The sequence below is a fragment of the Streptococcus rifensis genome, from assembly GCF_053203525.1.
In genome coordinates, this window is record NZ_JBRUCW010000002.1 from 178,918 (window position 1) to 194,006 (window position 15,089).

At 41.0% G+C, this 15,089-nt stretch carries 13 protein-coding genes; all 13 read right to left on the minus strand.

Features of this window, described 5'->3' with window-relative positions:
- Window positions 1–2: 2 nt before the first annotated feature.
- The 13 genes from polA to ACVRYP_RS02110 all read right to left on the minus strand — a co-directional run bounded on the left by polA (window position 3) and on the right by ACVRYP_RS02110 (window position 14,949).
- Window positions 3–2,660 (minus strand): DNA polymerase I, encoded by a 2,658-nt coding sequence (gene polA / locus ACVRYP_RS02050; RefSeq protein WP_447467108.1) that lies wholly within the window; start codon window positions 2,658–2,660, stop codon window positions 3–5.
- A gap of 159 nt (window positions 2,661–2,819) precedes the next feature.
- Entirely contained in the window at window positions 2,820–3,461 is a 642-nt protein-coding gene (locus tag ACVRYP_RS02055; RefSeq protein ID WP_447467109.1) for an alpha/beta fold hydrolase, read from the minus strand.
- Entirely contained in the window at window positions 3,458–4,180 is a 723-nt protein-coding gene (gene trmD / locus ACVRYP_RS02060) for a tRNA (guanosine(37)-N1)-methyltransferase TrmD (RefSeq protein WP_447467110.1), read from the minus strand. The genes ACVRYP_RS02055 and trmD overlap by 4 nt, the downstream gene beginning before the upstream one ends.
- Window positions 4,170–4,688 carry a ribosome maturation factor RimM gene (gene rimM / locus ACVRYP_RS02065; protein ID WP_447467111.1) on the minus strand — a complete coding sequence of 173 codons (519 nt, stop codon included), beginning with the start codon at window positions 4,686–4,688 and terminating at the stop codon, window positions 4,170–4,172. The genes trmD and rimM overlap by 11 nt, the downstream gene beginning before the upstream one ends.
- Window positions 4,689–4,821: 133 nt before the next feature.
- Entirely contained in the window at window positions 4,822–5,064 is a 243-nt protein-coding gene (locus ACVRYP_RS02070; RefSeq protein ID WP_447467112.1) for a KH domain-containing protein, read from the minus strand.
- Between the two features lie 18 nt (window positions 5,065–5,082).
- Complete coding sequence (rpsP, locus tag ACVRYP_RS02075) at window positions 5,083–5,358, minus strand: 30S ribosomal protein S16 (RefSeq protein WP_307121858.1); 276 nt, start codon at window positions 5,356–5,358, stop codon at window positions 5,083–5,085.
- 135 nt (window positions 5,359–5,493) lie between these two features.
- On the minus strand, window positions 5,494–6,237 hold the full coding sequence (locus ACVRYP_RS02080; RefSeq protein ID WP_447467113.1) for an SDR family oxidoreductase: 744 nt from the start codon (window positions 6,235–6,237) through the stop codon (window positions 5,494–5,496).
- Between the two features lie 638 nt (window positions 6,238–6,875).
- Window positions 6,876–9,626: a DUF8508 domain-containing protein gene (locus ACVRYP_RS02085; protein ID WP_447467114.1), complete on the minus strand. Its 2,751-nt coding sequence runs from the start codon at window positions 9,624–9,626 to the stop codon at window positions 6,876–6,878.
- Between the two features lie 253 nt (window positions 9,627–9,879).
- Window positions 9,880–10,635: a class I SAM-dependent methyltransferase gene (locus ACVRYP_RS02090; protein WP_447467115.1), complete on the minus strand. Its 756-nt coding sequence runs from the start codon at window positions 10,633–10,635 to the stop codon at window positions 9,880–9,882.
- Window positions 10,636–10,702: 67 nt separating this feature from the next.
- Entirely contained in the window at window positions 10,703–10,927 is a 225-nt protein-coding gene (locus ACVRYP_RS02095) for a hypothetical protein (protein ID WP_447467116.1), read from the minus strand.
- Window positions 10,928–10,936: 9 nt separating this feature from the next.
- Window positions 10,937–12,145 (minus strand): multiple monosaccharide ABC transporter permease, encoded by a 1,209-nt coding sequence (mmsB, locus tag ACVRYP_RS02100; RefSeq protein ID WP_447467117.1) that lies wholly within the window; start codon window positions 12,143–12,145, stop codon window positions 10,937–10,939.
- 14 nt (window positions 12,146–12,159) lie between these two features.
- On the minus strand, window positions 12,160–13,707 hold the full coding sequence (locus tag ACVRYP_RS02105; protein WP_447467118.1) for an ATP-binding cassette domain-containing protein: 1,548 nt from the start codon (window positions 13,705–13,707) through the stop codon (window positions 12,160–12,162).
- A 27-nt stretch (window positions 13,708–13,734) separates the two neighbouring features.
- Window positions 13,735–14,949 carry a substrate-binding domain-containing protein gene (locus ACVRYP_RS02110; RefSeq protein ID WP_447467119.1) on the minus strand — a complete coding sequence of 405 codons (1,215 nt, stop codon included), beginning with the start codon at window positions 14,947–14,949 and terminating at the stop codon, window positions 13,735–13,737.
- Window positions 14,950–15,089 lie beyond the last annotated feature (140 nt).

The following is a 15,089-nucleotide window of genomic DNA, read 5'->3' on the forward strand; positions in this document are numbered from 1 at the left end:
AATTATTTAGCTTCGTACCAGGTCTGACCGGTACTTTCGTCTGCTACGAGAGGAACTGACAAACGGATAGCATCTTCCATCGTCCTCTTGACAAGGGCGCCAACTGCTGTCACTTCTGTTTCTGGTACTTCAAGAACGATTTCATCGTGCACTTGGAGCAACATGCGTGCCTGATAGTTTCCTTGAACCAGAGCTCTGTCCAAGTTAATCATAGCTACTTTTAAAATATCTGCAGCTGATCCCTGAATCGGTGAATTGATAGCTGTTCGCTCGGCAAACTGCCGAATATTGAAATTACGAGAATTGATATCTGGTAACTCCCTACGACGGTGGAATAAGGTTTCAACATAGCCCTTATCCTTAGCTTCACGCACCACACGCTCCATATAGTCTTTGATACCTGGATACCGCTCAAAGTAAGTATCGATATAGTTTTTAGCCAACTTACGAGGAATACCTAAATTATTGGCCAGACCAAAATCAGAAATCCCATAAACAATACCGAAGTTAACAGCCTTAGCGTTACGACGATCATTAGGTGTTACATCCTCAGGTTTTTCAATCCCAAAGACCCGCATAGCCGTTGAAGTATGGATGTCTAATCCGTCTTTGAAAGCCTGAACCAGATGAGGATCGCCTGAGATATGGGCCAAGACGCGAAGCTCAATCTGCGAATAGTCTGAGCTCATCAGCACACTTTTTTCCCAAGACGGGACAAAGGCTTTACGAATCAAACGACCCTGTTCTAATCGAATCGGTATGTTTTGTAAGTTTGGATCTGCGCTTGATAATCTACCTGTTTGAGTTAAATCCTGCACGTAGCGAGTGTGAATCTTCCCTTCATCAGTGATAAAATCCTGAAGGCCAATGACATAGGTCGATTGCAGTTTAGCAATCTGACGGTAGTCGAGAATCTTAGCCACGATTGGCGACAGGGGTGCAAGGCGTTCCAAAACGTCAACTGCTGTCGAATAACCTGTCTTGGTCTTCTTAGTCATCTCGACTGGCAGACCTAACTTATCAAAAAGAATCGTTCCCAGCTGTTTGGGTGAGTTGATGTTAAATGCTTCCCCAGCTAGTTCGTAGATGTCTTGCGTCAGACTTTCTAGGACCACCTCGTTTTCTGACTGCATGGCTTTTAAGGTGTCACGATTGACCTTGATGCCCGCAATCTCCATCTTAGCCAACACATTAGCTAAGGGCTGTTCCATCTCTAGAAGCAAATCCAATTGCTGATGTTGAGTCAAGCGCTCACGCATCGGCTCTTCCGTTTCGAGGAGAACAGCGACTTTTTGGGCTAAATGGCTGAGCAGGGTTGCTTTTTCAGGCACCGCCCGTTTGACCCCCTTGCCATAGACGACTTCATCTGGCGCTAGCTGACGCTGCCCATAGAGTTCTGCAATGGTTGCGACAGTATTGTCCTCAATAGTCGATAGCAAGTACTTAGCTAATCGACTGTCAAAGCTAGGCGCTGGCAGATCAATTCCGTAATGGCTGAGCAGGACCTTGCTGCGCTTAAAGTCATAGGTTTTTAGCGCAGTCTCTTCTAAAAAGGATTTAAGGACAGAAGAGGTTAATATATCGTCCCCTGCCGCAGCGTAGATTTTCTCAGCATCCCCCCAAGCTATACCAATCACAGGCTCTGTATGGTAGGTGTCATTCAAAATCTCTATATAGAAGAATTGCTGGTCATGTAGCATATCTGCTGTCACTTCTGTCACTTCCTGATAAGCAACCTCTGCCGTGGCTGTATCGGGTTGTTGGCCAGCCACAGGCAATTGCGCCTTGAGTTGCTTGAAACCCATTTCATCATAGAAACGCGACAGGGCAGCAATATCCCTTGGTCCCGAGTAAGTAATATCATCTAGACCGATGGTCAAGGGTGAATTCGTTTCAATCGTGGCTAGTGTCTTAGAGAGAAAAGCTTGTTCCCTATCGTTAATTAAATTTTCCTTCATTTTAGACGCCTTCATAGCATCAATATGGTCATAGATTCCTTCTAAGCTGCCATATTCATGAAGCAACTTGAGCCCTGTTTTCTCACCGATTTTAGTGACACCGGGGATATTATCAGAGTTATCTCCCATCAGGGCCTTGAGGTCGATAAACTGACTAGGTGTAATGCCCATTTTCTCCATGAGATAGGTTGGTGTATAGGATTCAAACTCGGCCACACCTTTTTTGGAAATCTCCACTGTGGTATTGCTGTCCGTTAGTTGAATCAAATCCTTATCCCCAGAAACCACGGTGATTTCAAAATCCTGGTCAATCAGCTCAGCCTGTTTCGCCAGAGTCCCAATAATATCATCAGCCTCATACTGGTCCAGCTCATAATGTTCAATGCTAAGGACATCAAGCATTTGACGAATAAAGGGAAACTGTTCCCGAAACTCATCTGGTGTTTTAGCGCGACCACCCTTATAGTCCGCGTACATCTCTGATCGAAAGGTTGTTTTCCCAGCATCAAAGGCCACAAGTACATGGGTCGGTTGAACGCGCTTTAAAATATGGTCCAACATGAGGTGGAAGCCATAAATGGCATTGGTATGCAGTCCAGCAGGACTTTTAAAACGGTCAATCTGATGGTAAAGAGCAAAGAAGGCTCGGAAAGCCACTGAAGAGCCATCAATCAAAAGTAATTTATTCGTCTTATTTTCCATAGGTCTATTATACCACAGGGCAAGAAAAAAGACTGGCTTAGCAACATCTCTTGGTAGCTAAGATTGGCTAAGGAAGTCTTAAAAATACATCAGATTCAAAACATTAAGCCAGAATCGGACTATTGTAATAGAAAGGTTAAACAGATAGGTCGTGTGACCTCAATTTTCAAGTTTTTCTGATTTGATTTTCTTCAAAAACGCCTGAACGACTTCTGCCAACGCCTCTGGTGCTTCGTCTGTCAGCAAATGACCGGCATTGGGTATGGTATGATAAGTAGCATTTGGAATGAGATCTGCTGCTTTTTGGGAAGTTTTCAGATTGGGCTTGTCCTTCGCGCCACAGATGATGGCACAAGGTAGGTTGGTATGAGTGAGGACTTCCGTTAAATCTAATTCTGCTAGAGAGTTATAGAATTTGTTCAAATTTACCTTATCCACACCTTGCTTGGCAAAGGTTGATTTTGGGAGCAGTTTAAACATAGCCTTTTGCAGGTAATAAAATGGATTCCCCCGCAGATTGTATTGACCTGCACAGGCGATAATGCCTTTCACATTGGCAGGCGGATTGTCTAACAGTCGAAAAGCAAGGCTAGCTCCCAGAGATAAGCCAAAGACCACGACATCATCATCCATGCAAGCCAACTCCTGTCGGACATGGGCATCCATTACCTCGTAGCTTTCTGACAAACGCCCATTGTCAAATAATTCAAGCGCTAAACAGTCATGGTCTCCTAAAGAGGCTATCACCCTGTCCCAGGCCTTAGCAGTCTGCCCTAGTCCATGTAAAAAGACCAGTTTCATTCGATGCCTCCTTTTATCTTTTGGAAAATCTGAGCTTCTTCCTCTGTAAACTCATAGTCTTCCAATAAATCAGGTCGACGTTCCAGGGTTTTGCGCAGGCTTTGTTCGAGCCGCCACTTCCGAATATTCTCATGATGCCCTCTCATCAAAATTTCAGGCACTTTCATGCCACGAAAATCATAAGGGCGGGTATACTGCGGGTACTCCAGTAAACCTGATGAGAAGCTATCGTCCTGATGACTGGCTTCCTTACCAATCACCTCTGGAATGAGACGCACCGTCGCATCGACCATGGTCATGGCTGCCAATTCCCCACCTGTTAGGACAAAGTCTCCTAGGGAGATTTCATCCGTGACCAGGGTCTTAATCCGCTCGTCATAACCTTCATAGTGGCCACAGATAAAGACCAGATGGTCTGCTTGGGCCAAGTCTTCTGCGTAAGCCTGGTCAAAGGTCTTTCCGGCTGGGTCTAGCAATATCACGCGCGGTTGCCCATTTTTAGGGATAGCTTCATAGGCATCAAAGATCGGTTGGGCTCGGAGCAGCATGCCTTGCCCTCCCCCATAGGGCTCATCATCGACATGACGGGCTTTTTCCGCATACTCTCTGAAATTATGATAGGTAATGTCTAGTAAGCCCTTCTCCTTAGCCTTGCCAACAATAGAGTGCTCCAGTGGGGCGAACATTTCTGGGAAAAGGGTCAGAATATCAATCTTCATCGTCTAATCCTTCCAAGAGCTCAACATCAACACGCTTGTTAGCCACATCGACATTGAGCACCACAGGCGGAATGTACGGCAAAAGCAAATCACGTTTGCCTTTGCGCTTGACTACCCAGACATCGTTAGCACCTGGTTGGAGAATTTCAGAAATTGTTCCCAACAACTGGTCCTTCTCGTAGACCTCTAGACCAATGATTTCATGGTAGTAAAACTCATCCTCCTCCAGCTCTGTCAAATGGTCTTCAGCGACTTTGAGCGAGCAACCCTTGTATTTCTCAACATCGTTAATATGGTAAAGCCCCTTGAACTTAACTATATCAAAGTTCTTTTGCTTGCGGTGACTGGCGACTTCTACTTCCAAGATAGGTTCATCCTTGTCATTAAAAATAGAGAGCTTGCTGCCTTTTTTAAAGCGGTCCTCTACAAAATCAGTCACCGCCATTACCCGCACCTCACCTTGCAACCCTTGGGTATTAACAATTTTGCCTACATTAAAATAATTCATAACTACTCCGTTAGTCTATAACCCTATCTTCCCATTATGAGATGAGGTTCTGATTTTCTCAAGTTCTTTTATTTTACCATGTTGGCCTATATTTCTCAATTTAGACAGCAAAAAAGAGCTCTTTCGAGCCCACTTAATCTTTCTCATCAATGACGAGACGTACTTTTTTGCCATCTGTGGGGACAGAATAAACAATCGTTCTTATCGCAGAGATCGTGCGACCTTTGCGACCGATAACACGACCAATATCGCTTTGATCGAGGTCCAGATGGTATTCCAAAAACTCCGGTGTGTCCTCAATTTTTAAAGTGAGGCTGTCGGGTTGTGAAATCAAAGGTTTCACAATCGCAATAATCAGATTTTCAATCATGTCCATAGGCTTACACTACTTTTCTTATTTTTTAGCGTACTTAGCGTTGTGGAATTTCTCCATAACACCAGCTTTTGAAAGAATGTTACGTACAGTGTCAGATGGTTGAGCACCTTTTGACAACCAGTCAAGCACGCGATCTTCTTTAAGAGTCACTTGGTTTTCAGTGACAAGTGGGTTGTAGGTGCCAACTGTTTCGATGAAACGACCATCACGTGGTGCACGTGAATCTGCAACGTTAATACGGTAGAAAGGTTTCTTTTTAGAACCCATACGAGTCAAACGGATTTTTACTGCCATTTTGAAATGTTCTCTTTTCTTTTTTATAATTTATGGTTGGACAATAGCAGAGCTATCATCTTACTTTATCTAGTATAACAGATTTTCCTCAGCTGTCAAGAAAAAAACTTGACAAAGTTTCTGAGAGAGCGATTATTATGCTCCCTTTCGCATAATACCTTCTGCTAAACTAGGAATAAAACGGTTAAGAAAGACCAATAACTTAGTTTTACCGCCTAACGTCGTTTCACGATGCTTTTGAAAGTTTTTCCAAAACTCTATCACAAGTTCATCAGGGTCTATCTTGGATTTCCCTCTCCCAGAAGTCATATCAGTACTAACAAGGGGAGGAACCAATTCATGAACATTGACATTAGTATTAGCAAGCTGCCATCTTAACGTTTTAGAAAAACTGTGAAGCCCTGCCTTACATGCACAATAAACAGAAGCAGACTCTTTGGGGACTATGGCCAATCCTGAAGTAACATTTACAATTGACGCCTTCTTTTTTTGGACTAAATAAGGCAGAAATAGCCTCGTTAAAAGAATTGGGGCAATTAAATTGATTTCAAGCTCTTGTTCAATTTGACTAAGATCCTGTTCTATCAGAGGTTGATTGATTTGAATTCCAGCATTGTTTACCAAGACTGATATATATGAATATTTCGAGATCAATCGCTGGCGGTCTTCCACTTTACTGATATCAGCAACTTCTATGATGGCATTAGGCAATGTGGCTACTGCTTCTTTTAATTTACTCTCACGACGTCCTACTAATATCACTCCATATCCAGCCTGGTGGAATTTTTTTGCTAATGAAAATCCAATGCCTGTTGCTCCTCCAGTAACCATGACCCAATCTTTTTGATTTTCTCTTTCTAATCTTTGGTTTTTTGACATGTGAATCTCCTTTTATACTTTCCTTTACTTTATTAAAATGAGCAAGTCAAGTCAATTAAAATAGAGGGTTGAGATAGAAATTTAATAAATGAAATGATAGAGAAAAATATTTGATTCAATGACTTTTAAAAGTTATAGCAGTTAATCGTCTATTAACTTTTACCTTCATAACTTAGAGAAAGTCTTAAAAAGAATTGAGGCTGGACTTTCGTCCAGCGCTCATGAGTCGTATTGGTTAAAAAATTTGACATAGCTATCATTAAAAACCTTAGGATGTTTTCGCCTATGGATTTATGGTACAATGGCTTAGAAAATTGCAGACTCTTTTTGCAAATTCTTTCTCTACCTTAACAATTCTCAATGGCGTAAGTAAACGATCACTATGAAACGTCTAGTTCACGTTTTTCATAACGAACAAAAATTTAAGAGTGTTTTTAAGTGTCTGATGATATTTCCAATCTAAAAAGATCTCTCTAAACTTGCGAGCAGAGCGAGACAGACTTTTAAGATCAGTATCTAACAGTCCTTATAAAGAAGGATCGAGGCCTCTTTCCAAAAAATTAGAAAGCAGAAGAAACTTTATTTAGGTAGAAAAGGCTCTTTACAAACGCTCAAAGGATGATTTACTCAATAGATAGTCAGGTATATCTTTTTTTCCAAACGATTAAACCAACTGCTATTGCTATAGCAATCCCAAGATAAGTAAACCACGATGTTAGTTCTTCACCAGCACGAGGTAAAATACGCCTTTGACCACTTTGAACGGTTTTGTAGGTCGCATCCTCTTTTTCGCGGACCTGATTTTTATCCCAACTAGTTTCAGATTCAGTCACTGAAGTCGAAGGAACTAGCTTATCTTTTTGATCACCAGTAGAGCTTTGTGTCTCCGTTCCTATTCCGTGAGAAGTTTCTGTTTGATCGATAGAAGTCTGCCCATTCTGACTTGTTTTATCCGATTGAGGGAGGGACAGCTGTAGTAAGAGGGGGTCGTGGTCAGAAGCCCTGCCATGTTCTTCCATAAACGGCGAATTCACATGAATCATATCAAATTCAGCGGTATCTAACAAATGGTTACTGATTAAAATGTTATCCAGAGATTGGTTATTACCTTGGTAAAAATAGGAGAACCGATCGCCTTCAGGATGGCGGCTCACAAGGTTAGAGAGCAAATTACCTTCGATTAATTGAATCGTTGGGGTGAACTCAAAATCGTTAAAATCACCCAGCATGACAAGGTTGGTCTTTTCATTTTGTGCAAGACCTTCTTGGGCAAACTGATTTAGAAGACTGGCTAAAGCATGCCGTTGTGGTTCGGAGCCTAAGGTTGGCGGCTGCACGCGGCCATAGAGTCCAAAATCGCCTCGTTTAGAGTTGAGGTGGTTAGCGACAACAACAACTTTCTCACCGTCAAATACGAATTCAGCTGCCAAAGACTTGCGAACGCTGTTCCAAGCAGGATTTGTAGGGTCGATCCGTCCAACACTATGGCTCAGACCATCCTTGGACCAGGAGACCGCCTCAGTTGGCCCACCAACTGGTTTTGATGATAACTGCACACGATTAGGATTGTATAGGAAGCCCACCCGAATATTACCACCTGGAGCACCGCCATCGGCATTATTTTCAGGAGCGATATCCAGATACGTATATTGTGGGCCACCAAGGCTTGTGATTGCATCAATCAGACGCTGGGCACTCAGACTAGCATCTGTCGTGCCGTCGTCTATCGCACCATTATTGTCCTGCACTTCAATCAAGCCGATGATATCAGGGCTATTCAGGTCGTTGACAAAGGATTGGGCAATGCGTGTGACCTTTTCGTCAGATGTTGACTCTTTGTTGGCAGAGAAATTTTCAATATTGTAAGAGGCAATACTAAGTTTTTGGTCATTTTTGATGATACTAGTTTTTTCAGGAAGCAATCCGCCATCGTTAAAGGTAGGCAGGCTATCATTATCCACTAATACCTTATAATTGGTATAACTATACCAAACAGGTCCCGCGATTCTTCCTGTGAAAGAATCGCCAGCTTTTGCAACAAAATCCTTCTTCAATAAGATTGGAATAATCTCTGTATTATGACCATCTGGGCGTAAATTAATACCTCCGACATTATTAAGTGGAGCACTTGACTGTCCAGGCAGAACATAGAGTTCTTTGTATTTAGAAGGTCCTAAAATCTTGGCATCGTCAACTGCGACTAACATGCCTTCCAAAGATTCCCAGAAATCAAGGGCATCTTGATCAGGATTAAAGACTGACATGCCATCGCTGTCAATCACATTTGGAGGCACTATGCGATCTTGGCCTAAAACAATTGGAGCAGGTAAAGGAGCAGTCCCTGTTTTCTCAATAGAGGATGCTTTTAACTGGGTGACTGTTAAATCGGTAGTTGCCTTCTCCTCATAGCCACTACTAAGATATTCTTCAACCGTTCCATACAACGTTAAAAAATCTCCAACTTGAACACCGTGGTTGTTCATATAGACATTTAAACCATCCGAAGTTGCGGGATCATCATCTGGTTCCAAATCTTGAATAAAGAAACGGCTCCGAGTGTCAACGTAGGTCACCACTACGTTTTTGACCGTAACCGCTTGGTCAACTAAAGGTGAAACATGGGAAGTTCCTTGAATCTGACCAATAGAGGCTTCCTTGCCTGTTGTTGGATTAGTATCAGGACTAGCTTTTTCGAGAACTTCAAGATGATCCAGACTAAAAGGCTTGAGTTGGACTGTATCTCGATAAGTCGAAAGAATGGCTGTCAGGTTGATAATATCTCCCTGACCAATCTTTGCTGAAACATCCGAATAGCTAAACCCTGTTCGACTATCAAAGCGCACTGCAACACTATTTCCTGAACTATCTGTGACAGAAAACAGTGTGTTTTGATATTGGTCAGATGTCACTTCTCCAACTGTTGCTTCGTTAAGGGAGATAAGGGTTGATTGCTGGTTAGTCGGTAAACTAGCAATATCAGTAATGGTCGGAGTTATCTCTAAAAGTTGATCAGTAGCCAACTTATGCTCAGAGATATTGGTCAACTGAATTTCGCCATTATAAGCACCTAAAACTCCTGTCAACTCAACGACGTCACCACTAGCATAGCCTAAAGATGCCCTGGGGTAAATATATAGCCCCGATCCAGAAGCATCTTGGATATAAAAGCCATTGCCGCCCCAGCCATTAACCGCACTGACTATGCGACCGGTAACCGTGTAGGTCTGCCCTTGGATACCTGAGTTTCTAATCTCAGATAAAGGCGTGACAACCCGTGCTGCCTGAGTCATCTCTGTAGCTCTGACACCAGTATATGAAACGACTATAGGGCTGACAGGCAAAAGCATTGCCACAAGTAAGGTACTAAGAAGGACTTTTTTCTTTCTCATCTCTTTTCCTTTCTACATAAGCATAAATCAAAAAGATTTTGATGGATCTGATATCCTTATTTTACCATAAACCGCTTTCAAAAAACGACAATTATTGGGATTCTTTTTAATTTTTAAGTTAACTTCATATCTAAAAAGATGACATAGTGGTTTATAACATTCTTGAAAACTCTTTTGATTAGTTGATTAAACACAAAATCAAAAAAGAAAGAGACAGCTACTACAAAGTTTTCTAATAGATAAATCTCTTGTTTCATCCTAACGCTATCAGTCCGTAATGGAATTTCTGATTGGGACGATCTTGTCTTTCAAAGTCAAATTTTTCAAAGGCAGAATCTTTGTAATGGGCTTTAAGGATGATTTTCTGTCTGGCCACGCGCTTGGCTTCTGCTAGAAACTCTGACGTCATCCTTGCAGGATTAGCCAAAGATGCTAATCCTGATAAATTTTCAGACTCTGTGATATTTTCGGAAAACATGGGATCACAATAAATCACATCAACCGATTTATCTGGCGCAACCTTTAAGAAGGCCAAACTGTCAACACACTGGGTCTTGATACAACGCATAGCGTGATCTATCTGGTCATTTCCCGTCACAAAGCGCTTTAGACCAAGGCTAACAATCAGGTGAATCAGGGGATCACTCTCTAAGGCTGTCACCTGATGGCCAGCATAAGCCATGACAATACTATCGCTAGCCAAGCCCATAGTCGTATCTAAAATCTGGCACGGGCTTGGCCCCAATAGTTCTAAAAGAGGATCTCTAGGGGCCTTAATCCGCAACATGGCTGTATCTGGATGAAAGGATAGGATCTCACCTGTTTTTGTCGTATAGCGCAAGCTATCCTTGTAAACGACCAAAGCTCCCTCCGTTTCTCCAATAATTGTTTGTAGGCTCGCCTTGCCTCTATTTCTATAAGGCACATCAAATTGATTTGCCAGGGCCTTTGCTTCGTTAATCTTATCCAAATCGACCTTAAAACTGGTTGTCACTACAAAATTTGTCATTATTTTATTATAGCATAATTAAAACGTCTCCACTCTATGACTAGAACGAAGACATTTTATCAATACCCTATTTTTTATTCTTTTTTATTTTTTTGAACAATTCATAAGAAGAGTATGCAGTATATCCAATAACAATGATCATTGACAGATAAAAAATGATATTCAAAACAGTGACTAATTTCTGGTTTGCAACAATTGTGTCATAAATCGATTGTCCTAGCCAAAAACTACAAACCAAGGCAGTCAAGCCATATAAGCGCGCTTTGGCATGATCACTCATTTCTTTGTTCATCTTTTTCTCCTATCGTTTGCCTTTCTTAGAATAAATGTCAACTGCTACTGCAAGTAATAACACTAAACCTTTGATGGTTTGAATCAATGCTGAGTCAACCCCCATAATAGAGAGACCTTGGTTGATAACACCAATAACAATGGCACCAACGACTACACCAGGTATCGTTCCAACACCACCAGTTACTGCTGTACCACCAACGAAACATGATGCAATAGCATCCATCTCAAAAGAGTTACCAGTAGCCGCTGAAGCTGAACTTAAGCGAGATAGCATGGCAATGGCAGCAATTGCTGATAAGAATCCCATATGTACATACAAGAAGAAATCAACGCGTTTTGTGTTAATACCTGAAAGCATGGCCGCCCGGCGATTTCCACCTACTGCATACACGTGACGCCCAAATACTGTTTTCGTTAAGATAAAATTATAGACGACAACTAACACACCAACAATAACCAACATGATTGGGATTCCACCCTGTGTTGCATTACCAGAAGATGCCATCAAGTATGTCATAAATCCAATCACTATTGCAGCAAGACCAATTTTTGTATATGTTGCGGACATTGGTTCTACATCAAGTCCCACCTCAAAAGCTTTTTTACGGTTTCGGAATTGACTGTAGGCGAAAAGGGCGATTAAAGCAAGACCTACATAAATTGTCAAGACATCAAACTGTCCCCAGAACCCTAGGATATTGGGCAAATAACTGGCAGCAATCGCATTAAAGGAAGAATCGTTCACAGGAATAGATGAGTTAATCATGGTCGTCGCAAGGCCACGGAAAATCAACATCCCTGCCAGTGTTGTAATAAAACCTGGAATACCGACATAGGCAACCCAAAAACCTTGCCAAACACCGATGATCACACCAATTAATAAACCAACTAAAATAGCTAACAACCAATTTATATGCATATCTTGCATCAATAAGGCAATACAACCGCCTATGAAACCTACAAGAGAACCGACTGATAAGTCAATATGAGTTGCGATAATGACCATAACCATACCAACTGCTAAAATGATAACATAGGCATTTTGTTGAATTAATTGAACAACTGTGTTTGGTTGAAGTAATAAGCCGCCTGTTAAGACTTGAAAAACTGCAACAATGACAATCAAGGCACCGACGATACCGTATTGTCTTGAATTCGATAAGATAGATGAGAACAAGCTAGCTTGCTTAACATCCTTGTTTGTTTGTGTATTCATGCTTTTTGACCTCACTATATTGCATTTCTTTCTTTCGTCATTCCCTTCATCAAATACTCCTGGCTAAAGAGTTCTTTAGGAACATCATCCGTGACAACTCCTTGACTGACAGTATAGATACGATCACAAATGCCTATCAATTCTGGAAGTTCTGATGAAATAACAATCACTGCTTTTCCTTGATCTGCTAATTGATCAATAATTTCATAGATTTCATACTTTGCACCAACGTCAATACCCCGAGTTGGCTCATCTAGGATGAGAATATCTGGATCCGATAGCACCCATTTCGCTAAAACTACTTTTTGCTGATTTCCTCCAGAAAGATTAGACACACGTTCTTCAATCGAAGACGTTTTAATATGGAAATCTTTCCTATATTTTTCAGATGCAATGCGTTCAATATGATCATCCATGATACCTTTTTTAGAGTGTTTATGAAGGGCTGCTAGCGATACATTTTCTCGAATACTTTGTAACAAGTTTAGTCCATAACCTTTTCGATCTTCAGTCGCATAAGCTAAACCAGCTTGAATAGCCTTTTTTACTGTAGATGTATCTGTCTCCTGACCTTTGATAAATACTTTACCGGAAATATTTGACCCGTAAGCATGCCCAAAGACACTCATTGCAAGTTCAGTACGACCTGCACCCATCAATCCAGCAATTCCAACAATTTCACCTGCTCTGACTGTAATGGAAGCATTATCGACAATAACACGTTGATGATCAAGTGGATGATGTACAGTCCAATTTTCTAATCTAAAAAGCTCTTCACCTAATTTTGCATCATGATTTGGATAAAGATTAGTCAAAGGACGTCCAACCATAGCAGCGATCAATTTATCTTGATTCAGCGGCTCTTCTGTCGAATTAGGCATCGAACCGACAGTAGAACCATCACGGATAATTGTAACATTATCTGTGATATCTTGAATTTCATTAAGTTTATGAGAGATAATAACAGAAGTCACACCTTGATTATCTCTTAAATCCCGTAAGATTCCTAAAAGGTGCGCGGAATCCTCATCATTAAGCGCTGCTGTAGGTTCGTCTAAAACAAGAAGTTTTACATTTTTAGAGAGAGCTTTGGCAATTTCAACAAGTTGTTGTTTCCCAACACCAATATCCATTATTTTGGTTTCTGGTGAATCCATGAGACCAACTTTTCCCATAACTTTAATAGCATCTGAACGTGTCCTCATCCAATCAATAACACCATTAGATTGTTTTTCATTCCCTAAGAAAATATTCTCAGCAATCGATAAAAATGGACTCAAAGCTAATTCTTGCTGGATGACAACAATACCTAACTCTTCTGAATCAGAAATTGTTTTGAATTTACACTCCTTACCATCAAATAAGATTTGTCCAGAGTAACTCCCATGCGGATAAACCCCTGATAAAACATTCATGAGGGTAGACTTCCCAGCTCCATTTTCCCCACAAATCCCGTGAATCTCTCCACGTTTAATATTGAGATTAACATTGGTCAGAGCTTTTACAGGACCGAAAGTCTTTGTTATGTCTTGCATCTGCAAAATCAAGTCTGATTGTGACATACATTTTTCCTTTCTTTACAACTGTTCTTAGTCAATGATTGGTGCTTTGATATTCTTTTGGTACTGTTCTTCAGAAATAAACCCAGTTTCAACTACGTAATACAAATCTTTTTGTTCTCCGGTTGGGTTTTTAACAAGTTCATCCGATGGCATCAACCATGTCGGTACATCTTTTTTACCATTATTCATGGGAGTTTCTTCAGATTGAGGAGTTTTTCCATCCGCAATATCAACAATTAAAGCTGTCGTTTGCTCTGAAAGAAGTGCGATATTTTTGAAAACTGTTTGCTCTTGAGCACCATAATAAATATTAGTAATCGCTATATCCATACCATCTTGACCTGTAATAATAGGCCAAGCAGATTTATTTGATGGATTAGAAGCATCAAAAGGATTATTTGGACTCATATCTGGACGCGCATTTTTGATTGATTTCATTGCACCCAATGAGATAGCATCATATGGTGATAGGACTGCAGCAAGTGGCTGATTTCCAAGTTTAACCATAAATGCATCCATTTGCTTCTGAGCTTGTGATTGATCCCAAGCATGAACTGAAATTTTCTTCCAGTCTTCGACTGTAAAATCTTTTGTTACAATTCCAGAAGGATCCACTAACTGTCCTGATTCAAAGTATGGTTGTAATAAATCCCAAGCTCCCTTGAAGAAATACGGAGCATTATTATCATCATCAGAGCCTGCAAATAAGGCAATATTATATGGTGTCTCTTTACCACCACCATTTTCTAAACCTAAACGATTAATAATGGTTTGAGCTTCAAGGATACCAGTACGTTCAAGGTCAAATGTCACATAGTAATCAACAGCCTCTGTGTTCATAATAAGACGGTCATAAGCAATAACAATCGCTCCATTATCAGATGCTTGTTTAACCGCTGGACCAACAGCAGTTCCATCGACAGAAGCTACTACAATTGCTTTAGCTCCAGCTGCCACCAAGTTATTAATATCAGTTGATTGCTGTGACGGTGAATTATTAGCATATGCTAACTTCGTTTTAAACCCTTGAGCTTCAAGTGCCTTCACAAGATTACCACCATCCATATTCCATCTTTGGTCAGCTTTTGTTGGCATAGAAATACCAATTAAATCGCCTTTTTGAAGTGTATTTTCAGCAAAGACACCTCCACGTGTGGCACTGCCACAGGCAGTTAAAACAATACTGAACAGCAGTGTGACAAGCAGTAAACCTGCCATTTTAAACCATTGTTTCAATTTCATTTGAAATTTACCCCCTTCACTTAAACATATAGATGTGTGAACGACTTGAGACTCATAATGAATTTCAAGCTTGACGATAAAAAGAGAAAGCAGACGATCAACTCAGTTCCTCTTTTTTAGATAGCGCTTACACCAATAGT

Bases quoted from the DNA above. Each gene is read 5' to 3' on its own strand.
- ACVRYP_RS02055 (WP_447467109.1), bottom strand. From the start codon at position 3,461: ATGAAACTGGTCTTTTTACATGGACTAGGGCAGACTGCTAAGGCCTGG.
- ACVRYP_RS02070 (WP_447467112.1), bottom strand. From the start codon at position 5,064: ATGGACATGATTGAAAATCTGATTATTGCGATTGTGAAACCTTTGATT.
- rpsP (WP_307121858.1), bottom strand. From the start codon at position 5,358: ATGGCAGTAAAAATCCGTTTGACTCGTATGGGTTCTAAAAAGAAACCT.
- ACVRYP_RS02110 (WP_447467119.1), bottom strand. From the start codon at position 14,949: ATGAAATTGAAACAATGGTTTAAAATGGCAGGTTTACTGCTTGTCACA.
- ACVRYP_RS02095 (WP_447467116.1), bottom strand. From the start codon at position 10,927: ATGAACAAAGAAATGAGTGATCATGCCAAAGCGCGCTTATATGGCTTG.
- polA (WP_447467108.1), bottom strand. From the start codon at position 2,660: ATGGAAAATAAGACGAATAAATTACTTTTGATTGATGGCTCTTCAGTG.
- rimM (WP_447467111.1), bottom strand. From the start codon at position 4,688: ATGAATTATTTTAATGTAGGCAAAATTGTTAATACCCAAGGGTTGCAA.
- ACVRYP_RS02080 (WP_447467113.1), bottom strand. From the start codon at position 6,237: ATGTCAAAAAACCAAAGATTAGAAAGAGAAAATCAAAAAGATTGGGTC.
- trmD (WP_447467110.1), bottom strand. From the start codon at position 4,180: ATGAAGATTGATATTCTGACCCTTTTCCCAGAAATGTTCGCCCCACTG.
- ACVRYP_RS02090 (WP_447467115.1), bottom strand. From the start codon at position 10,635: ATGACAAATTTTGTAGTGACAACCAGTTTTAAGGTCGATTTGGATAAG.
- ACVRYP_RS02105 (WP_447467118.1), bottom strand. From the start codon at position 13,707: ATGTCACAATCAGACTTGATTTTGCAGATGCAAGACATAACAAAGACT.
- mmsB (WP_447467117.1), bottom strand. From the start codon at position 12,145: ATGAATACACAAACAAACAAGGATGTTAAGCAAGCTAGCTTGTTCTCA.
- ACVRYP_RS02085 (WP_447467114.1), bottom strand. From the start codon at position 9,626: ATGAGAAAGAAAAAAGTCCTTCTTAGTACCTTACTTGTGGCAATGCTT.